Source organism: Mucilaginibacter sp. BGA-UO-ETr-C110 (assembly GCF_059567985.1).
In genome coordinates, this window is sequence record NZ_JCAQPB010000002.1 from 5,883,706 (window position 1) to 5,904,805 (window position 21,100).

Annotated in this window: 14 protein-coding genes; 3 read left to right on the plus strand and 11 right to left on the minus strand. The window is 43.7% G+C overall.

Features of this window, described 5'->3' with window-relative positions; genetic code table 11:
* The first annotated feature begins 1 nt into the window (after position 1).
* A complete protein-coding gene (locus AC57BQ_RS25440; protein ID WP_496408917.1) occupies positions 2-3,232 on the plus strand; it encodes an error-prone DNA polymerase in 3,231 nt (1,076 codons plus the stop codon).
* The gene (locus tag AC57BQ_RS25445) at positions 3,162-4,727 is read left to right on the plus strand and encodes a hypothetical protein (RefSeq protein WP_496408918.1); all 1,566 of its coding nucleotides are present in this window, start codon (positions 3,162-3,164) and stop codon (positions 4,725-4,727) included. Before AC57BQ_RS25440 ends, AC57BQ_RS25445 begins: the two co-directional genes overlap by 71 nt.
* Before the next feature lie 31 nt (positions 4,728-4,758).
* Here AC57BQ_RS25445 and AC57BQ_RS25450 read toward each other — a convergent pair whose 3' ends face one another.
* The 3 genes from AC57BQ_RS25450 to AC57BQ_RS25460 form a co-directional block, all read right to left on the minus strand.
* Complete coding sequence (locus AC57BQ_RS25450) at positions 4,759-5,226, minus strand: macro domain-containing protein (RefSeq protein WP_496408919.1); 468 nt, start codon at positions 5,224-5,226, stop codon at positions 4,759-4,761.
* 6 nt (positions 5,227-5,232) lie between these two features.
* Positions 5,233-10,344: a DarT ssDNA thymidine ADP-ribosyltransferase family protein gene (locus tag AC57BQ_RS25455; protein ID WP_496408920.1), complete on the minus strand. Its 5,112-nt coding sequence runs from the start codon at positions 10,342-10,344 to the stop codon at positions 5,233-5,235.
* 64 nt (positions 10,345-10,408) lie between these two features.
* Complete coding sequence (locus AC57BQ_RS25460; protein ID WP_496408921.1) at positions 10,409-10,897, minus strand: GNAT family N-acetyltransferase; 489 nt, start codon at positions 10,895-10,897, stop codon at positions 10,409-10,411.
* 86 nt (positions 10,898-10,983) lie between these two features.
* Here AC57BQ_RS25460 and AC57BQ_RS25465 point away from each other — a divergent pair, with 86 nt between their 5' ends.
* Positions 10,984-11,946, plus strand: a complete 963-nt coding sequence (locus AC57BQ_RS25465) for a DUF6615 family protein (RefSeq protein ID WP_496408922.1) — start codon at positions 10,984-10,986, stop codon at positions 11,944-11,946.
* A gap of 11 nt (positions 11,947-11,957) precedes the next feature.
* Here AC57BQ_RS25465 and AC57BQ_RS25470 read toward each other — a convergent pair whose 3' ends face one another.
* The 8 genes from AC57BQ_RS25470 to AC57BQ_RS25505 all read right to left on the minus strand — a co-directional run bounded on the left by AC57BQ_RS25470 (position 11,958) and on the right by AC57BQ_RS25505 (position 20,964).
* On the minus strand, positions 11,958-12,743 hold the full coding sequence (locus AC57BQ_RS25470; RefSeq protein ID WP_496408923.1) for an abortive infection system antitoxin AbiGi family protein: 786 nt from the start codon (positions 12,741-12,743) through the stop codon (positions 11,958-11,960).
* Between the two features lie 304 nt (positions 12,744-13,047).
* Complete coding sequence (locus AC57BQ_RS25475; RefSeq protein WP_496408924.1) at positions 13,048-13,848, minus strand: hypothetical protein; 801 nt, start codon at positions 13,846-13,848, stop codon at positions 13,048-13,050.
* Between the two features lie 50 nt (positions 13,849-13,898).
* On the minus strand, positions 13,899-15,884 hold the full coding sequence (gene mobC / locus AC57BQ_RS25480; RefSeq protein WP_496408925.1) for a conjugal transfer protein MobC: 1,986 nt from the start codon (positions 15,882-15,884) through the stop codon (positions 13,899-13,901).
* A 30-nt stretch (positions 15,885-15,914) separates the two neighbouring features.
* Complete coding sequence (locus AC57BQ_RS25485; RefSeq protein ID WP_496408926.1) at positions 15,915-17,189, minus strand: relaxase/mobilization nuclease domain-containing protein; 1,275 nt, start codon at positions 17,187-17,189, stop codon at positions 15,915-15,917.
* A complete protein-coding gene (locus tag AC57BQ_RS25490) occupies positions 17,174-17,581 on the minus strand; it encodes a plasmid mobilization protein (RefSeq protein ID WP_496408927.1) in 408 nt (135 codons plus the stop codon). Before AC57BQ_RS25490 ends, AC57BQ_RS25485 begins: the two co-directional genes overlap by 16 nt.
* 158 nt (positions 17,582-17,739) lie before the next feature.
* The gene (locus tag AC57BQ_RS25495; protein WP_496408928.1) at positions 17,740-19,350 is read right to left on the minus strand and encodes a hypothetical protein; all 1,611 of its coding nucleotides are present in this window, start codon (positions 19,348-19,350) and stop codon (positions 17,740-17,742) included.
* A 46-nt stretch (positions 19,351-19,396) separates the two neighbouring features.
* Entirely contained in the window at positions 19,397-20,011 is a 615-nt protein-coding gene (locus AC57BQ_RS25500) for a hypothetical protein (RefSeq protein WP_496408929.1), read from the minus strand.
* On the minus strand, positions 20,008-20,964 hold the full coding sequence (locus tag AC57BQ_RS25505; RefSeq protein ID WP_496408930.1) for a DNA cytosine methyltransferase: 957 nt from the start codon (positions 20,962-20,964) through the stop codon (positions 20,008-20,010). Before AC57BQ_RS25505 ends, AC57BQ_RS25500 begins: the two co-directional genes overlap by 4 nt.
* Between the last annotated feature and the right edge of the window lie 136 nt (positions 20,965-21,100).

A 21,100-nucleotide genomic window follows, 5' to 3' on the forward strand; every position in this document is an offset into this window, starting at 1 on the left:
TATGGATTATGTGGAATTACAGGTAACGACGAACTTCAGTTTTCTTCGCGGTGGTTCACACCCGGAAGAAATAGTAGAGCAGGCAGCTTTACTTGGATATAAGGAAATTGCGATTACAGACTGCAATACGCTTGCTGGTATTGTACGTGGCCACGCAGCAGCCAAAGAAAAAGGATTACGTATTGTTCCTGCCTGCAGGCTGGATTTACTGGATGGGCCAAGCCTGCTGGCTTATCCTACGTGCATGGAAGCATATGCACAGTTGTCGGGACTACTTACCGAGGGCAATCTGCGGACGGAAAAAGGGCGATGTCATTTATACAAGGCCGATGTATACCGTTATGCCAGCGGGATAAAATTTATCGTCATTCCTCCGGCAACATTAAATGAGGATTTTGACTTCAACACACAGTTTGCCAGTGATCTGCGGGAGTATCGCAAATTCTTTGGCTCCAATCTTTATATCGGCGTAAACCGCTCCTACCAGGCAAACGACAATAAAAAGCTGTTTCGCCTTGCACAACTATCCAGCGAATTAAACATCCCCTTAGTGGCTACGAACGATGTACATTACCATTGTCACGAGCGTCGGGAATTACAGGATATATTAACCTGCATCCGTGAAAAATGCACCATCTATAATGCGGGCTTCCGGCTACATCAAAATGCAGAACGTTTTTTAAAGCCTGCCGAAGAAATGATCCGGTTATTCAGGCAATATCCGGATGCAATAAGCAATACCGAGGAGATCGCAAAGTCTTGCACCTTTTCCCTGGACTCTCTGAAGTATGTGTACCCGGAAGAACTAACGGGGGATGGACGAACACCGCAGGAAGAGTTGATTTACCAGACATGGAAAGGAGCAAATGAGAAATTTCCGGACGGCATACCCGAAAAGATCAGCCGCACCATAAACGAGGAGTTGGAGTTTATCGAGCGAAAGAACTATGCTTCCTATTTTCTCACTGTTTATGACTATGTGCTTTTTGCCAGAAATGAAGGTATCTTATGTCAGGGCCGTGGTTCTGCGGCTAACTCTGTCGTTTGTTATTGCCTGGGAATTACTTCGGTAGATCCTTCAAAACATAAATTGCTATTTGCCCGCTTTATGTCCGATGCGCGGGATGAACCGCCGGATATTGATGTAGATTTTGAGCACGAGCGGCGCGAGGAGGTCATGCAGTACATTTTCAACAAGTACGGCAGGGATCGCGCTGCTATTGTCGCTACGGTTACACAAGTACATTTTAAAGGCGCTGTCCGTGACGTAGGTAAAGCGATGGGGTTATCTGTGGATGCCATTAACCGGCTTTCTGCTTCCGGCTGGGAATTTACCGACGACTGGTACGAAGGAAAGCAAGTTTCATCTGAAGGTTTTGATGCGAAGGATCAGCATCTGCTAAAAGTCCTTGATCTTACCCGTCAATATATAGGCTTCCCCCGCCAACTTGGACAGCATACGGGTGGATTTGTAATTACGCAAGGTAAATTATCAGACCTCTGTCCGATTCTGAATGCCCGTATGGAGGATCGCACAAATATTGAGTGGAACAAAGACGATATTGAAGTATTGGGCTTTTTGAAAGTGGATGTGCTTGCGTTAGGAATGTTAACTTGTATTCGCAAAGCTTTCGAGCTGGCAAAAGAGCATTACGATCTCAGCCTTACATTGGCAAATATTCCACAGGATGATCCCGCGACCTACGAAATGATCAGTCATGCCGACACCATCGGCGTTTTCCAGATTGAGAGCCGTGCTCAAATGTCAATGCTGCCACGTTTGCAGCCGAGATGTTTTTATGATTTGGTAATTGAAGTTGCCATTGTTCGACCCGGACCAATCCAGGGTGATATGGTGCATCCGTATCTACGGCGGCGCAATGGGCAGGAGCCGGTAGAATATCCATCAAAAGAGCTGGAGGAAATCCTGGGACGAACACTAGGTGTACCGCTGTTTCAGGAACAAGCAATGGAAATCGCCATTGTAGCAGCAGGCTTTACGCCCGCTGAGGCTGACGGTCTGCGCCGCAGCATGGCAACTTTTAAAGCAAAGGGGCTTGTCAGCCAGTACAAACAAAAACTCGTGGAAGGAATGGTTGGCAATGGGTATAAGGAAGATTTTGCATTGCGTGTATTTAAACAGCTGGAAGGATTTGGTAGTTATGGATTCCCGGAAAGCCATGCCGCCAGCTTTGCCCTGCTGGTGTATGTTTCTTCGTGGATCAAATGTTATTACCCCGATGTGTTTGCTGCGGCACTGCTCAACAGCATGCCAATGGGATTTTATCAACCGGCACAGATCGTTATTGATGCGCGTAAGCATGGTGTAGAAGTAAGGCCGGTTGACGTGAATCATTCGGATTGGGATAACACGCTTGAAGAAATATCGGGAAGTTATTATGCGCTACGGCTGGGATTCAGGCAGATCAAAGGTGTTAGAGAGGATGATATGCAGATACTGATGGCTGCGCGTACAAAAGCATTTACTGATATTCATCTATTGTATGATGCAGGCATTCCTCCCGCAACGCTGGAAAGACTGGCAGATGCTGATGCGTTCCGCTCTCTTGGTTTGGACAGGCGCAAAGCATTATGGGAAGTATCAGCTTTGGGCGACCGTCCCATAGGCATTTTTGAGGGTCAGCTTTCGGAGACAGCTTATGAGCAAAATGTCCATTTACCAGAAATGACGGCATCCGAGCATGTAATACAGGATTACAGCGCAATGTCACTCTCATTAAAAGCCCACCCGGTTAGTTTTGTACGTCGGCAATTGATAAAAGCGCAGGTGCTAGCTACCAGAGAGCTAAATCTGTGGCCTGATGGAACGCTTGTAAGGGTATCGGGACTTGTTCTTGTCCGGCAAAGGCCGGGAACAGCGAGCGGCATCTGCTTTATCACAGTAGAGGATGAAACGGGTATAGCTAATCTGGTTGTTTTTAAAAAGCTTTTCGACAAATACAGGAAGGAAATTCTACAATCGCAATTATTGATGGTAGAAGGGAAATTGCAACGGGAGGGAGAAGTTACCCACGTGGTTGTCAGTTGTTGTTATGATATGTCCGGATTGCTGCGGCACATGACAGAATCGGAAAATGAAAACCCACAAGTGCAAACTTTATCGCGGGCGGATGAAAAAGATGGCAAGCCATTTTCACCTGATGAAAAAGAAAATCGGGGACGTAAGCCTGTGCAGATGGAAATGTTTCCTTCGGGAAGGAATTTTAAGTAGCGGCAAACCTCATGCTATTGCAAAGTCTTTGAGACGAACTCATTTCACGCCGGTGGTTGTGTTTATGATGCTAATGCCAGGGATGAATACTGTGCAACTAAAGATTGTAGAATCTTATATTTGTGAAATAATAAAATTTATGGGCAGCTATTGCTATGATTTCCTAAATAATAGTTTTCTGTTTAATGATGAGCAAATCTCAACAGGCTATAAGCAATATTCGGATGACCAGCTTTATAGCGAATTGAGTAATTACAGAGACTTTGTGCTTTCTAAAAGGGACGATCTTGTTCAGGACATACTGGCAACCAAATCTGCCCTGAAGGTATTTTCGACCATTGACAAGATACCGGAAGCCACCTTAAAACAAAGTGCGCTGTACATAGACCAGTTTATTATAGATGATCCTTTGTTTAAACTGGGTAGGCTGCCTGGAGAACAAAGCGAAACAGCGGGAAAATATCTAGGTTATCAAAGCAGTTCATTAGACCGGAAGAGCCTCACAGATATCGTTAAACTATTAAAGCGTATTACGCCGATGATCGCTTCAGACTATGTGAAGCTTTTGCCGGTAAGTCTCACATTTGAACCTCAAAAGAAAACACCAATTTACTATTCCAAAAACTACTTCGAAGATCACCTCCCGCCATCTCTTAATGCCTTCTGTAAAGAGCATGCCGTTGTTAAATCGATGGAAGAGCTTAATGGGAAAGGATGGCGTACTTTAAATGAAAACGACTATACTCCTGGATTATTTATTGGGTTTGGGGAAGAGTGGATGAAAAATGGCATGATGTATCATTTTTTCGAGCAGGAATATTTTCCAACGGAAGATCCCAGTAAGTTCTATGCAAAAATGAAACTGGCTGAATACCCAATGCCTGCAGATACCTGGGATGTTTGGGTTAAACAGTCTATAAACCGTACTGCAATTAATTTAGTAGACAAAGTTTATAAAGAGATCTGCATATCCACTAACCTCCAGGCGACGTATATAACGGACGAAATATTTACATCTGATCTTGTAAAGCAAAGCTTCGACTCAAACACTAATCCACAAACTATCTCTACGGAGCAGATATTGAATATTGAATTGCCTTTTATTAATGAAATTGACATTCAGAAATTAATGGATGTGAGAACTAATGAGCAGGATACTTTTACAAATTTCAGAATGGAACTGGAAAGGGAATTTAGGGAACTTCGTTTTGTTACCGATCCAAAGGAGTTAAAAGAAAGACAGCAAAATATAATGCATGAGCTAGGTGTCGTCGGTGTTAATAAGATAAATACCAAATTGAATACGCTGAGAAAAAAATCAATATTGGATGGTTTGATAGTTGTCGGCGGACTCGCAGGTAGTGTGGCAAGTGGTGGCTGGACGTTGCTTGCAACTGCTGTATCTGCCGCTTCCGGTTATAAATCTTACGTAGAGTATAAGCAGGCATTACATGAAAACCCATCGTACCTGCTCTGGAAAGTTTTAAAAAAATAACAGGTAGGGCAATTGGTACATTTTTGAGGTATTAAAAAAGCTTATTTGCTATTGGAGTCGGCGTATAAGCCAGGTAAATGGTAACAGGGATCTCACAACGCTGTAAATATCTGCTCATGATCTGTAATGAGACTTCCGGCTCAATGCCACCATTACTAGCCCCCAATAAAGGGAACGCAATGGATTCTATGCCCCGCTGTTTATAGGTCTCTAAGAATTTCTCAAGCCCCTGTTCAAGATAGTACTCACTACTGGGAAATCGCCAGTCATATTTGGTCGGGAAATTCAGTATCCATCTGTGCTCTGTTTTATAGAGCCACAGTTTGCCGATATCGAGCAGCCGGTCATGACAAAGCTTCTCATAAGCATCAAACATATCGGGATATCTTTTTTTAAACTGAAGCGCAAGTCCTTTACCCATTACACCTATGCAGTTTACGGTGTTTACCAGCGTTTGTGCCTTGCTGTCAAAAATATTTCCCGATTCTATTATTTCCATTAATTATTACAAAAGCTCGACTGTATCAATGAGCGACTTAAATTTAGTTTCATATTCTTCATTAAACAACAAACGTGATCCGTCCTCTGTCATTATCAATTTATCATCTTCAATGGTCAAAAATAACCTTTTGCGAAGTGAATTGTACCCGGCAGCATCACATTGATAGTATAAAACTAATGTTTCCAGAAAATCGCCGAAATCTATTGCTACCCCCTTGCTCATTGCTAGGATCTCATCACAGGACTCTTCAAATGATTGCCCTATGGCGGGATTGAGGTATTTCCCGATAGGATCGGCATTAATAAGTACTTCCATTTTTTGCAGGGTGCCGTCACTAACTGGAAATACTTCACGCAGGCGCTTAATTATTTCCAGTGTCTTACTATGCTGCAGGTTTCTGTTGCCCTCTGCAACTGCCCCTGGTTTTCCAATATCGTGCAGGGCTAAACAAAACAGGTATTCCTTTTCTGTAGAAAATACTTTTTGTCCGCCTTCAAAATAATTCATGTAATTATCAATGACCGCAGTGGTATGCTGTTCAAGAGATAACCCGTCCGGCCCTCCGACTGGCTTTTCAAACCAATAGGCTAGTTCGGGGTGTGCTTTTAAGGCATTAAACAGGCCAGCGACATCTGGTGATGGCGAGGCAAACCATTCTTCCAAACCAGCTTTTACAAATTCAATATCAAAGCCGTAATGATCGGTGTTAGTATGGATAAGCCAGGTTCTGCCTTTATAGCAGTAGAATATCTTAAACCGGATATTTTCGAGGTTCCCTTTTATCGAAATGGATGAGCCGGAGAAGGTTGTAATCCAGCCCCCGCCGTTATATTGCTTATCGATCTGGCCTGTTATTTCTTCCCATTCCTGATCGGCTGAGTGCTGCAACATAAAGAAACCGTTATGCTTGCTGGATAGCGATGCATTTAATGTATTTCCGGAAATTTCTATGTTCACTTTAGGGTTTTCCTGGTTATAGAGCGATGCATCCACAATTATCCTTGCTTCCCAATCTGCCGCGTCGTCGCCCAGCATTGCCAGCAGGCATATCTTTGCATTTTCATCCTGGACCGCCAGATGGTAAGCCAGGTTACTCAGATCAAGTTCGTCCTTTACAAGAAACTCCTGGTGTGCTGCTATCAGGAAGCGCTCCCTGCCGACTTCCGGTAAATTCTTATAAACACCATCGAAATCAAATTTGGAGATAGTTTCCGTATCATTTCCGAATTTTACCTGGGGAGAGGCCAGTGACCCTATACTGATGCTCCAGTCACTTTGCCCCATTGCGTCTTCGAGAGGAATAACAAAAAAGACGGGTACCGGACAAAGCGGATCACTACCTATCCTGGCGATGGATTCTGCACCCTTTCCAAGATTTTCAATATAATACTGCGTGGGTGTTTTTGTGCGAAAATAAAACCGGGCAAATACTTTTCTGTCTGCATCTGTTTGCGCAATGATGCCAGAACCTGCACTGTCTTTGAAAACCGCATCCCTGCGGCTTTTGATAGCCGTTTCCCGGATAATGGAAACCGCGTTCTCAATATGACTGAAGTGATATACTTTCAGTTCCCCGTCAGGCTGTTCTTTTGTTAGACCATTTATGAGCAGGACTTGGGGATCACTGCCGAATTCTTCTACCAGTTGAGCATTCCGTTTAACGCTTTCATTCCAATAGCGTTCGTAATCCGTGCTGGTTTTCGGTGAAAAATCAAAATCTGGTATAGCTGAGGAAGGCTCCTGAGATGGGGAATGCTCATCTGCAGTTATTTCTTCAGGCAACGGCGGTAACCCGATCCCTTCTTCTTCAAAATGTTCTTTGATCTCGGGTATCGTTGACTTCAACAGATATGCGATCTCATTGCTGTATTTTTTAACCTGGAAGATCTCGCAGAACTTATCAGGTAAGGCGTACATTACCTTAGCTGATGCCCAGGGATCAAGGACATACAGGGTATTATCCAAATGATGCACGGTAACTTTCTTCTGCCAGTCTTCACCATATGTTATGTTAAGCTCCGTGGCCTCCAGTATTTCAAGGTCATCAAATTTCCGTTCCAGGTCATAGAGCATTTCTTCGTACCCACCTTGCCTTTCCTTTTCCATCCATTTCGCCCAGTAAGGAATAACCTCTTCCAGTTTGTCTTTAAGGGCCGAAGGCCTGAGATCATCCGAGGTGTTCAGTTTGAATTCACTTTGCCTCAAAATGCTGACCTGGAACAACCCGAGCAGCTTTTCAATATCCGGATGCCGCTGCGCAGTTTTTCCGAGTTGTATAAAACTGTAACTGTTACCAAATATGGTAAAGTCGCCATCGGCATAATACTTTAATTCTGCAGTAGCTTTATAGGCTCCTGAACTATCAGCCAGTTTACCGGTTTTAGCCCACTCCACAATCACATTTTGTTTTTCAGCATTCCATGAATGATAGTTGTCCAGGAGGTATTCGTAAATCGATTGGGTACGGATTTTATTATCCCCGGTGGGGTCTTCAGCTATTTTTGTCAACAGCTGTAGATAGTCTTCCAGTTCAAGGCGCGGCTTAAAATTGAAGAAAGCACGCCAATCAGCGTTCAACTCCGGTCCATCAAAAACCGGCAGGTATTTACCCGCTATTTTGATAGTTTCCGCTTCATTGAGGAAAATAACTTTACTATTGAGGCACTCGCCGGTAGTGGCTGGCAAGCATGCCATATTTGCCACAAACCATTTTGGATAATTGGAAACTTCGTCTCCCGTGGTGTTGCCAGGGAAGCCAGCGTTGCCCCAGAAGGCCGTTGCGGGTTTCTCTAATTCCTTCACATCCATCGCTTCAATAACATCTTTCCAGAAAAGCCTTGAAAATCCAACGCTCCGAAGAGTATAATATGAGAGGGAAAGAGTACCCAGGTTTTTGTATTCATAAGCAGAAAAAGTGCTTACAAACGGCTTAAACTTGTGATCAAAATAGTCTTCGCTAAATCCAATGCCAATTAACTCGTAGTTGGACAGGCGTTTTTCATAGCGGATTATATCTATGCCCTCATTTACGCCCATGAGCAGGAAAAAACCTTTCCACTGAGTGTGTGTAGTCCCTTCTCCTATATACACCCTATTTAAGTAAATATCTGCCGTTAAAACGGATTGAAGCCCCAGTCGTGGACGATAATCAGCAGATAGGTAGCATTCATTTGCCGGAATTAGACTGTTTTGTTCCGTTAATAATTTAATACTACTTAGCTGTTTTATTGTTTCGATACCTATATCACCTTTCAGATACAAGTTGAAGATTCTCCGAATCGTATCAATCGCATTTTCCTGTGTTACATAAGTACCAGCATTGGGAATAATTGTTTTTTCCAGGTAGGTCAGATCTGATTTTTCAACCACACCTAAACGTTCCAGCCATTCCTTAATTGCCGGGCTTCCATTTAGCCAACTTTGCAGATCAGGATGAATAAATGAAAGATCACTGGTGGCATCGTATACATCGTCGGCGGACGGAAAAAAAACATCTTTGGGGGACTTCAACTCATTTTTATGGTTGAGGATGAAAGGCCAGCTTTTAAGTACAGCATCAGTGACATCCGTTACTCTTTCATTCTCACTTATATCCTTCAAATGGCTTATAAGCGCAATGTTGTGTTGAGTCGTATGGCCGGACATAATTCCGGGCTGTTTTAAAAGAGCGGGTAGCTGTCCCCATTCAAAAGCAACAACCCCTATTTTCTTCAATTTTGTTCCAAAACCTATGTTAGAGACAAAGGGGTTTTCATTAATATCGGTAAGCCCTTTGTCGGCGACCAGAAAATTCTTAACAGCCGCGCGGCCAATAAATTGCTTTTCCGATAGAAAAGTAAAATCGATGATCGCTTCGCGGACTTTTAGTAATTGTTTGTTTGTATTTATTATGAAAGGGATCTCCTCAATAGCTTTGGTAAATGCAGTATTGTAGGCGGTCGCCAGGTGGTCACCCTGTGACAGGCGGACCGGAAGCAAATTATAGCTATCGTACTGGCCGGCTTGCACCAACTCAGCAATCCATTTAAATAGTTCGGTTGGGATACATTGAAATATCCATTCATTCCAAGGAGATTCTTTATGTAATGTTTCCCTGTTGGCTACTGTGTAAAAAGCCGCATTGACCAGGACGGGAATATTATATCCGTTCTCTTCCGTTGGCAGGTAGGCATACAGCAATCTTTCAGCAGGATCAAGGGCTTCAATCCCCTTAGCCGTAATTTTAGCAGCGAGTGTAATGTCAACTTTATTAGTTTTTTGTAGCTTCTCCGGTACATCTTTATCTTCAGCTAATCTTGCCTTTGTTTCAGCAGGCACATCCAGCGTTACTGTTCGCTTCAACCATCTTGCTTTTTCTTCATTATTTACTACAAGCAGTGTTTGATGTTCGGGCGTTTCCCGTATTTCTATATTGATAGCACCGTCTGTGTAAATTAAAATGGACTGGATGTTTTTTAAAAACAAAAACATGTTCACGTTGTCAGCCAACTTTCCAATAGCTTCAATAGCTCCAGCTACATTTCGTAGTGAGATTATTGTGCCAACATTCCATCCATCTGCAGTCAGGAAGTCGTTTATTGCCGCAGGAACATGCCCCGCTTCTGTAAATATGGGAATAAGTTGCCAGGGCATTTCAAACTTCCGTCCGTCTTCTTCTTCCCAGGCGGCCTGGCTTAAACCCCACGCCGGTTTCCATTCATGGGTATAACCAGCATCAAATCTGAAATATTCGCCTTCAGAATATACCACAACATGATCTGATTGACCAAAAACCGATTTAAACCCTATACCCTTAAACCCGGTTTTATCAGGAGCGTCTTTTTTTGTTCCATCATCAACGGATGAAATCCCCCTTACATCACGGCTGTCAAAGCCTTTTCCGGTATGGGCAACAACCAGTTTATCACCAAATAGTTTAATGGCAACCTTGACTTTGCCATGATCTACAGAGGAATCATCGGCATTCTGTAAGAGTTCATAAATGAAACGCTTGGAATCACGATAAAGATCAGTTGAAAGATATTTGAGTGAAGCTGCCTGATTGACCAATTGGTGTGCTTCTGAATAATTAGTGTTCTGCCCGAATTGCTTTTTTACAGCTGCTGATAGTGACATGGTTGAAGAAATAGGTGGGTAAATGTAATGATTTAAGAAGCGTTATTGGCAAATGCCATTATGTTCAACTTCTTCCATCCAGAAAATACAGATTGAGCTTTTCTTCAGCATCATTGTAATAATCATTTCCTGCCTTCTTGAAATGAAATTTCTCCAAGATGTGACGCATTGCATCGTTTTTTGTGGTTGCAAATACCGTCCCGGTTTTATGTTTATTGACTATTTCTTTGATTAATCGCTGTCCAATTTTTTTGTCTTCATAATCGGGCACTATAACAATCCAGCCAAGCTCATATTTATATTGATTGAGTAAATCAATTACTCCTGCTTTCTGGAAAACTTTCTTTGCGTAGCCCGGTCGGGGTATTTTTAAAGCTGCAGTACCAACGATTTTATTTCCGACTTTTGCAAAGGCGAGCAGGAAAGCTTGATTTATTCTATCTGCTAATCCGGCCAACTGTACCTGCCCACCAGTGACTACAACCTGTTCAAACTCTCCAATGTCCTTGATTTTGCATTCCGATGGTGGCAATATAGTCAGCTCTATTTCCATTTGATAAAGTTTATTTATTTAATATTGAAGATAGCATTAGTTATTCCAGATTTAATTTTTAATTCTCCTCTATAAGCATGTAAAGTATGAGCCTCGATTACTATTTAGATTTAAAATCCGTCCTTCCTAACCCAACAGTTTGGGATGTGTTTGAAGCTGGGGCATACGATACGTGGTGGCGTATCCAGTTCTCAAGATCCACTCCAAGAATGAAAATCCATGAAACAACAGTTACACAGAATTTAGTGTACGAGATGCAGTTGCTAAAAAAGCGATACAAAATCAAGGGGCTTTCACTTTACGAATCAACAGACGAAAAAGCCAACGGCGATGATCTTGAATTGAGAGTATTGCACAGAAATGGGAAGGTTTATACGTATGCTCTCCAAGCTAAAATAATTTATCACACTTTCAGTAAAAAAAAACACCTTTTGCAAAGTGGGAAATACACTCAGCTAAAACATTATGTAGGGAAGGGAAGTGACCGTAAAAATCAAGTTGATCTGCTCCTAAAATATACTAAGAAACCATCTCACGGTTATATACCGCTTTATCTGCTATACAACTATATCAGCCGGAGATTCGGAACAAAAGGTTATGCAAGGGAGTGTTTCGGGTGTAGTGCAGTATCAGCATATTATTTAAAAACCAATCACGCCATAGCTGATGGCAATCTGGCATCAAATGTAAAATTTAGAGACCTGCATCCTAATCCTGCTATTCCCTGGCAGGCTCTGGTATGCGACCTTGTAACGTTGGACGAAGCTGGCCTAAAACAAAAATTCATGCTACCCGATGATTACCATGTAGTGAGCATCGATAGAAAAGATTTAGCGAGAGAGCCTAATTGGCAACTCATAGGTGCAGAGAAGGATATACTGGAGGAATCTGAAGACGTCACTAATGCTTTCGCAGAAGTAACAGGTGAAACATTGATCAGGTCAGAAGGCGATAAATTGTCAATCAACGTGCGGCCCGCTTTCCGCCCGAAATTCAGGATTGAAGTATTTGGTGAGGATTTGGATGTAAAAAATGAAGGAGGATCGTGATTAAGCCACCTTTAATCATAATCCGGAATATGCCTTGTTGTATTAATAATGATCCGGGGTAACACAATTTGATCACCAAATCTGGCCTGCAGTATATTGATCACTTCCTCTTGCTGGTAATCAGTTTCAATGATAATTGCGTCAATATCTTCCGGTTTAAAATCAATTCTCATCGCAGCAATCTGTTTACTATACTGAGATTTATTATCGACCTCTTCGCCAATAAGATAGGGTCGCACACTGGCCTCGCTTATTACCAGTCTCCATTCCCGTTCCAGTCCAAATGAATATTTATCGCTTACCAATGCTCCGCCCCGTATTAACGGCGCGTCATAATTTTTTGAATAGGAAAAAGTATTGATCAGCATTTTTAGAAATAAGTGGCGCTGACCAATTAGAACTCCGTTAAGGCTGGATTCGATATCTTCAAGGCTGTATTCTTTGACAACTTCAAATGAATTAACGATCTGCCCGGTGATATCCGAGCTGCGATCAAGGTATAGAACGGGGTTTAATTTGTTAGCTTCTCCCCATGTTTTTTTCATAGCTACGCCTAGGGTACCATACGAACGCATTAGGGCCATTGACGTTGTTATATCCATGTTAGAAAATGAGATCATTGGAAATGCTGCAACAATTGTTCGGTTTTTATCGGAAAGGAACTCTTTACAATAAGAAGGCTTGAAACCCTCATTTAAAATCGCCCTAATAACTTCCCATGTCTTTACGTAATGTATCAATGGATATTCCAGTTCTATAGGAGCAAACTCGCGGTCGTGGTCAATGTAATAACTCATGTGCAAAAAGATAAGAACCAAGTTTAATAATTATATCCATATATTAAACAACAAAGCCTTCGGAAAAAGAAGGCTTTGTTGTTTAATTGGAGGGACGTTAACAAGCAATTTCCCTAATCAATCTGGTGGCACCCATAGTTATGTTATTCCTGGCGTCAAGCTGACACCTGTTCAAGCACACGCAAACCAATCGTACCATAAGTAAATGAACTGGTAGGCATGTGCCCACAAACTTCTCCATCTGACACTTAGGATAAAGTAAAATCACTCCTACAAAATGTAGAGATGTTAGCTGATAGGATTCTTAGTCGAATATGCTGCCTCCGGGTATAGCATTAAACATATAATTCCCCCAGGCGCTTGCCGACGCACCGGCAGCAGCGGCACCGATAAGTCCGGTTCCATCTCCACTAGTCGCCCCGTTGAATGCGAATGCCACCGCATCGGTAAGGGCAACACAAAAAAAACGCAGGAAATTAAATGGTCGCGCCGCAGGTGTTGTATCAACATCGGGATTATTCTGCCTTAACCAATACGACAGCGAGTACCTACCCACCGAAGTTGCTCCCAAAACAACGAACTTATCTTTTTCAGTCAAAGAACGGTCTGCCACAATGTTTTTCTCAAGCATGGTGATCCTGCTTTTTATCATAGGGTACTTACCGGAAGAAAAGCCGGTGGTGTCTGTTAGTACGACCACTAATTTCTGCAGCCAAATTTTGGCCTGGCTCGAACACTGTGTGGAATTAATAATGTTAACGAACTTATTATTGACGTCTTTTGAAATTGCCAAAGCGGCGGCTTTGCTTTCCTCGTTCAAATGCACACCCATTCCAAGTGCGGCTTCTTTTGCTGTAGCGTGAATGAAATCGAGGCTACTATCCTCTCTAAGGTCCACCTGTTTCATTATAGTCGCGAGTACAACATTATGCAAATAACCCGCGCTATCATAAGGGTTGAGCGGATTGGCCGGTCCCTCCACGCTTCCGGCAAACACATTCATTTTGGCTTCAGCAATGGGTTTCGAATTATCGAAACCGCTTTTTTTACAGGCAGTACCAGACAGCACAGCCAATACGATCATTGTCATTAATTGATTTTTCATTTTTAATTGGATTTATAGTAAACAATCTGTGAATTACATATTAAGCTTCTTTATTCATCTCTCACAACCAGCAGGTGCGCCAGCTCCGGTGTGTCATAGATCCGTTCCATTTCCGCATCGACAATCGCAATTATTTCCTCTCTTATCCGGCTGTAATTTTCTTCAATTTCTTCCTGTCCGATCTCCCTTATTTGGGGAATTGGGACATAACCATCGACTTCTTTTTGCAATGCGTCGTGGTCGTTGATAATTTCGCAGTGGAAGGTTTTTAACTCTATTTTTTCAGTGGGATCATCGGTTACTGCACCCACAAACTCTCCAGACGAAAGCGAGGAAATCCGTGATGGCGGAATTGCGGATTCCAACTGTGTTGAACGGCTAATAGATGTGTCCTGGCTATTAATAGAAAGGCTTTCTCTTTCCTGCATGATCTTGCCAAATCGTTCGCTGAGTGTTTTGGCAGTATCACCCACCACCTGGCCGCTAATGATGTTACCGACAATATTGGATATAACTTCGGCCTGCTCACGCCCGTAATCTTTCCGTAATTGAGAGAAGTCCTGCACACCGAGACATGTGGCTACTTTGTTGCTTCTCGCTGTGGCTATCAGGCTGTCAATGGCGTTAAAATATATCGTCGGAAACTCGTCGAATATCAGACTGCTCTTGGCTTGCTTCTTACGATTAACCAGCTTAATCATACGAGAGATGTATAGCGACAATACCGCACCATAGGTTTGTTGTTTCTGCGGATTATTACCCACGCAGATGATCTTTGGCTCCTGCGGGTTGTTCATGTCAAGCGTGAAGTCGTTACCGCTAAGCACATAGTAAAGCTGCGGTGAGGCCAGACGGGCCATTGTAATCTTGGCGCTGGCAATCTGGCCTTCCAACTGTTCCATCGCACCGTTGACATAGGCTGTCACAAACGGATTGATCAGTACTTCGATCTCCGGCTCTGTGCGCAGCACAGGGAATAGTTGCTCATAGTTGACCTGCATGAGTTCGATTACATGGGGCAGCGTACAGTATTTACCGTTCTGGTATTTGCGCAGAAACCAGATGATGGCAGTAACAAAGTTGATTGGGGACTCGACGAAAAAATCCCCGGTCTTGCGTATCCACTCACGATTTAAGCCCAGCATTATTGTCCGGCTTGACTCTGTAGCGTCGGTAATATCAGTCATGCTATCCGGGTACAAAGGATTGCAGCGATGACTTAGGGAAAGATCATCGAAATTGATCACATAAAACTTCGGCTCTACCGGATAACGGTGTTTATGTTTTAAGAACGTGTTGTACGCGATAATGGAGAGATCATCGAATTTAAAGTCATAAATAAACATGGTGAAGCACTTCTTAATGTGCTGGGTTATTACATGCCTGATTACGAAATAAGATTTACCGGCCCCCGGCGTACCAACAACCAGCAGTGCCCGAAACGGGTTGATAACATTGATCCAGGACTTCCGGATCTTGCCTTTGAGGTTATAACGCGCCGGAAGATTGATGGAAAATTCGTTTTCCAGTAACCGTTCTTCCTGTGGGAATGTCTCCTGCAGCCGGTTGAAAATATCGCCGGCCAGTTTTTGTTTTAGCAGGCGCGATAGTAATGCGCCACCGTTTAGCGTTAGTAAGTAGCCAATGGATGTGGCAGTCATGTAACAGGCTGCTAATACCTGGACTGAAGCGTAAAAATGCAATATAAGGTAGCTTAAAATATAAACCGTCAGTCCGGACAGGAAGTATTGCAGGGCGGTGGACAGTTTAAGTTTTTCGTTCTTTTTACCGCGCGTTCCGATCAGCGACACCAGCAGTAATCCCAGCGCCGCCAGCTTGGAAATGTAGAAATGAAGGAATAAGCCGGTCTTACCGAGATTGCCCAGCAACTGCGCAACCATCGGGTGGGCCAGGTGCCACTGTGCGAATGCCGCATAGCAATAAATGTAAAAATGCAGGCATAGCAACAGTATGCTGCCTTTTCGGATCAGGTCTGTTATTTTTCTTAAAGCTTCTGCGTTCTCCCCCGTATTCATTCCTCACTGCTTTATAATCGTTGTCACTGGTTACTCGGCCTGGAGCCGCTTCTTCTTTTTCCTCCGATAAGGGTCGGGGTTAATGTCTTCATTACTTACCTCGAGCAGTTCATCGATAATGTGCACAATGGCAGGCTCTTTATTTGCCGGATAATCGCTTAACGATGCTGCCGTATTCGTTTTATTTGTCGAGCCGCCGGTGTGAATATTTTGCTCCGGATGCCCGTTTGTGTCGATAGTTTGTGCCTTTGGTCCAGCCGCAGCAAGACGCTCCATAAATGCTTTTGCTGCGTAAGATTTGCCGAGATCACTGCCGTTAAAAATTGTTCGGGTAGCGTTATCGATAAAGCTTATCCCGTAAATATTGCCCTGAACATTCTCGCGGACAATAATGCGGATGCCATGTTGCTTCAGTTGCGCTTCCAGTTCCGGCATACTGCGTGCTGCTAATATTGTTTTGTCCAGCAAGTGTTTTAAGCGTTGACCGTATGGCTTGCGTGCGGCTTCATTTGGCCGGTATCGCTTCTCCAGGTTTTTAAGCGTGGGACTGCTGTAAATGGAACTGGCCTTGATAGGGATGCCAATCGGTAAGCCCTGCTCATTTAAAATCTGGTAAATCAGCCCGCCTTTCTCGTGCATTTTTGTTCCTTCCTCGCCCCGGTATGCACGGATATTAAACTGCCGGAGTATGGCGTTATATTCCGGAAGAGAAGTAAACTTGTAGGAGTCAAAAACCTCCCTGACAATTGCGGAAATAGCCGCCTTTGTTTCTCTTTTACCGTATTGGGCTTTCTCCAAAGGCACGGCCTTTGGTATATAGTTTAACTCTTTCTGCTGGTCCTCGGCTTTGACGAGGCCGTACCAGGTTTCAATCTCTTTCCTGGCTTTTTCCGATTGAATCCTTCCGATGTTGTGCGTTTCGATCCGTTCCCCACCTTCCGCAATGTTGACCGTGGCAATATGGATATGAGGATGGGCAGCATCGTAGTGCCGGTAAACAAGGTACGGCTGGCCGCCGAATCCGATGCGGTTCATGTAATCTTCAGCAATCGTTTTTAACAGCTCATCGTCCAGCTTATCGGCGCGGGAAAAATTGAGCATAACGTGCATGGCATTGGTCTTCGTTTTCTCATTTTGCCGCAGGAGCATTTCAAAACGGTCCATTTTGTTTTTAAATGAAAGCTCACCGGGATCGCGCAAAAAACCGGCAGCCATAAGTAAGGTCGCTTCCGCATGCTCAATCTTGTTTTCATTATAATTAAGCACGCTCCTTATATTTTTCCCGTTCACTACTTTGGCAACCATTGTTCGGAAAATTTGGCCATGATGGTAAATAGTTCGCTTACTTTCTGATCCGTTTGCTGGTACAGGCGGCCTACTTCCAGCGCCTGGAATAAACGTCCTTCGGCGGAATCCTGCAGGTGAAATCTACGCGTTACCTGATTAATATTAGTACCGATAGCATTCAGCTCTGCCCTGATTGCAGATAGCTCTGTCATCATTTTGCTGCCAGTCATATCATAGGCACGAACGGCTATAGTTTTATTATCCAGTATGTTCCTGAGCAGTTCGCTAAGCGAATGGATGCCGACGCTTTGCTTAAGAATGCCGGTCAATTCCTCATACTTTCCTTGCGTTACCCGCGTATGTATCCGGTGAGATAGCCGATTATCCGTTTCACTTTTTCCTGTTCCCATATCCGCACATGTTGTAAGCAATTATCTCTAAAAACCCGACTCCGGAGGGTTTTTCTCCTGCGCCCCAAAGCGCAGGCAAGATGGGTTTGTCGACAAACCTACATCTTGCCGGATACCCGAAAAACGTATCCTTACCGTTTTAAAGCAGGCATATCTTTTTATAAACCCTTTCTCCTATGCTTTTTATAGGTGTTGTTTAATCCTGGCTTCGGCTTTCTATTTGGGAGTTGTTGGTTTGTTTTTTCGGCCTGTTGGCCTTCGGATTGTGTAGGTTTCCAGTCCGGATCAAACCGGATATTGACAGGTATTGGAATCATATCCGGGGTAAATAATTTTATTTCCCCAGCCCTGATATCCATTTTAATCGCTACGGTCTGTCCGTTTCGCAGTCTGGCTTTGAGTACATCACCATCCATCATGCCCATTTTAATATCATCTAATGCGTCGTTTGATACAGGGAGTGCTGCGATCTGGGTTTCGAGTTCCGTCAGATCCGGTCCGACAGTTTTTAGAATTGAGGGTGTGTTATCCGTTTCGCGTTTTGTATAATCGAGGCTTAGCCATACGTCTGTTCCACGGTTCTCCTCGAATTCTATCGGTGAGAGAATAGCGCGTCCACACAGTAGGTTATAAGCTGCGGGAGCGTTAAAATCAATCGGAAATTCCTTAGTTATAGAAGGGAAAGTATCTAACAGGTGGTATGCGCTTTGCGGAATTTCATCATTAAGATTTTTAACGCCAGACCAATATTTAAGCATTAGCGTGTTCGCAATGTCAGCGCCGATACTATCTTCGCTTAACTGCCGGAGCTGCTCACGGATATGCTCCACTTCAGGTTGGAATACCGGACCCCATTCTTCATAGATTGCATGAAGCACGTTGCTGTCCCGCCAGTTCATTTCGCTCATTTGGTGTTCGAGTTCTCCAGTGTCAACCTCATTGATCGTCCTATGCTCAATTTCAGGATGTGGAATTACCTGTAAGAAATACGACTGTATATAATAAAGCTCGTCTATCAGACCAACCGGAACGGTATACCGCGCAAACGCTTCCTGCTGATTATCTTCGAACATAAGAGTGAAATGCTCCTGGGTTGCAGAAAGCGCTTCATCCATAGGCGAGTATAGATCCAAACGGGAAAGATTCACCAGTCCACTTAACGATAGTTTTTCCTGCAAATCATCAAACCTGCCGGACAAAATATTAAAGGCTAAGTCTGCATTTGCCGTTCCGTTTTCGCCAACCGAAAAAGTACGGCCTTTACGAAATATTTTAAGCAGATCTTTAGTTTCATTATCCCAGGCATGGTCCGGCCAATATTTATATTGCAGGACACTTTGAATGCGACTGCCTTCAACCGACTCCCTGGAAGTAAGTTGCCATAGGTCACTTAACAGGGATTTAAATTCTAAACGCTGGCTTTCGTTTATCTTTCCCCTGGGGTCATTAAAATATAGGTTCCAGTCAACAGATTTGAAGCTGTCTTCCAATTTTGCGGTATCAATCCCATTAATTTCCTGATGGCCGATTTGAATATTGTTTTTAAGGATGGCTTCATATTCCGTAAACCGGTACGCATCGAACTGAAGATCTTTTTTGAATTTCAGTTGGAAGGACATGCTGGCATCGGGATAAGCTATAGCATGGCTGAGCATGAAAGTTGATGGTCCCTGGGCAACTTTTTCCTTTAGTTTCTGCTCCAGCTCAGCGCCGGTGAACTTTAAATCAGCGAGGAATTTAATTAGTTTTTGTGTTTGGTCATCCGTCATGTTTTCTTATTTACAAATGATACTTCGTGGCTTTGTTTATCGCCTGCTACATTCGAGGCCTTGGATTTTTCTTTACTGCTTTAATTTTTTTTGTGCCGTTAATATCCTGTTTTACGAATTGATCAGGGGTCAAACCTGCCTGTTGCAAGATGTTTTCGGGAATATTTGTGTTAAGGAGAATGATGCCGTCTTTAAGTTCCGGGAGTATTTTCTTTTCAATCATGTCACGCATAATGTTATTACCCGCTGGCAATACCAAAATCATGTCAACCGGGAATTTCAATCGTAACATGGTGAAAGATTGATTAGGAATTCCAAACACTATGTGGTCTTTCATGTGTCTGTCAAGTTTGTTGTTAAAGTGCTGCAATGCTTTCTGTCGGAGGTGATCTTCAAGCAGTCTGTCGATGAAATGCTCAAGATCCATCGCCACAGTAAATGTGGAATATTCAATAGGTGGTAGCCCTTTACAGTATGCTTCAGCCTCTTTAATGAGTTGCCTGCCGGTTTCGTTTGTTGCATGATAATCCGTTGGGCCACCATGACCTTCATTGGAAGCGATGCCAACCTTTTTACCTTCAATGTACAGGTCGGCAGCAAACGCGTTTGTTTCCTGGCTCAGCCGTTCACTATACTCAATCTTCTTCAATTCTATTTTCATCTGATCAATGCTTTGTTTGTAAACATTTTAATCGACTGGAATATCTGGAAGGCTATGTGCGGGACTATTGCATTACCTCCGGCTTTTAAGCTTTCCGTCCTCCACTTAGAAAAGGTAATAGCGTCCAGCATGTCGGAAAGCCCATCATCTCCATCACAAAGCGCGGGTTGAGATGGGAAGTCTTCCCAGGTATTCCGAACAAACCATGCAGGGCATTTACCAAGGTTCCGTTTTGCCTTTTCGGATCTGTCCTCGTTACTCCCCCCTTTGGATCGCTTATCGCTGTTGGGGTTGGAAGCATCATGTTGTTTTTGCTCCATCCCTTTAGCATCATCGTGATCTGTTCCGCAAGATTGCCCGGTGGTACCGTCGTGCGGCCCGACCGCTCCCGCCAGGCTTTTCGTTTCTTCATTGCCTCTTCGCTTCTTGCCGATACCATCGTGGCCGTCGGTGTAAGCAATAAACCAGATCCTGTCCCGCCGGTGCGGGGCGTTGACGCCAGCAGCTGGAAGTAAAAACGGGACAACTTCGTATCCCGCAGCTTCCAGGTCAGCCTGCACCTCGTCGAATACCATCCCTTCATTCCAATTAACAAGGCCGCGAACGTTTTCGCCCACGACCCAGCGCGGGCGTATAGCGCGAATTGCTTTAAGCATGTACGGCCAGAGATGCCTGGGGTCTGCTTTTCCGAGTCGCTTGCCTGCGACACTATATGGCTGGCACGGGAATCCTCCTGATAACACATCGATCTTTCCTTTCCACTTTTCCCACTCATAACTGATTATGTTTTTTATTGAAGCAGCTTTTGGCCAGTAGTAATTCAGTATCCTGTTGCAGAATTCATTGACCTCACAATGAAACATATTTTGCCAGCCGCACCACTCTGCGGCGAGGTCAAAACCGCCTATGCCACTGAACAAGCTGCCATGCCTGAGTACCTTTCTGTTTGCCATCACCGCTCCACCTTTCACATTCCAATCTTCACCGTTTTGCAGAACTATTGCCGGCTCTTTGCAATTCAGTAGGTCAAAATTCTGGATGCTGGAAATGCTTTTTCGCTATCACGACAATTATCTAATAGATTTTTTT

Coding starts and splice junctions, on each gene's coding strand:
- AC57BQ_RS25475 (WP_496408924.1), bottom strand. CDS start 13,848: ATGAAAAATCAATTAATGACAATGATCGTATTGGCTGTGCTGTCTGGT.
- AC57BQ_RS25445 (WP_496408918.1), top strand. CDS start 3,162: ATGAAAAAGAAAATCGGGGACGTAAGCCTGTGCAGATGGAAATGTTTC.
- mobC (WP_496408925.1), bottom strand. CDS start 15,884: ATGAATACGGGGGAGAACGCAGAAGCTTTAAGAAAAATAACAGACCTG.
- AC57BQ_RS25440 (WP_496408917.1), top strand. CDS start 2: ATGGATTATGTGGAATTACAGGTAACGACGAACTTCAGTTTTCTTCGC.
- AC57BQ_RS25470 (WP_496408923.1), bottom strand. CDS start 12,743: ATGAGTTATTACATTGACCACGACCGCGAGTTTGCTCCTATAGAACTG.
- AC57BQ_RS25450 (WP_496408919.1), bottom strand. CDS start 5,226: ATGGAAATAATAGAATCGGGAAATATTTTTGACAGCAAGGCACAAACG.
- AC57BQ_RS25500 (WP_496408929.1), bottom strand. CDS start 20,011: ATGAAAATAGAATTGAAGAAGATTGAGTATAGTGAACGGCTGAGCCAG.
- AC57BQ_RS25465 (WP_496408922.1), top strand. CDS start 10,984: ATGAGCCTCGATTACTATTTAGATTTAAAATCCGTCCTTCCTAACCCA.
- AC57BQ_RS25485 (WP_496408926.1), bottom strand. CDS start 17,189: ATGGTTGCCAAAGTAGTGAACGGGAAAAATATAAGGAGCGTGCTTAAT.
- AC57BQ_RS25490 (WP_496408927.1), bottom strand. CDS start 17,581: ATGGGAACAGGAAAAAGTGAAACGGATAATCGGCTATCTCACCGGATA.
- AC57BQ_RS25495 (WP_496408928.1), bottom strand. CDS start 19,350: ATGACGGATGACCAAACACAAAAACTAATTAAATTCCTCGCTGATTTA.
- AC57BQ_RS25460 (WP_496408921.1), bottom strand. CDS start 10,897: ATGGAAATAGAGCTGACTATATTGCCACCATCGGAATGCAAAATCAAG.
- AC57BQ_RS25455 (WP_496408920.1), bottom strand. CDS start 10,344: ATGTCACTATCAGCAGCTGTAAAAAAGCAATTCGGGCAGAACACTAAT.
- AC57BQ_RS25505 (WP_496408930.1), bottom strand. CDS start 20,964: ATGGCAAACAGAAAGGTACTCAGGCATGGCAGCTTGTTCAGTGGCATA.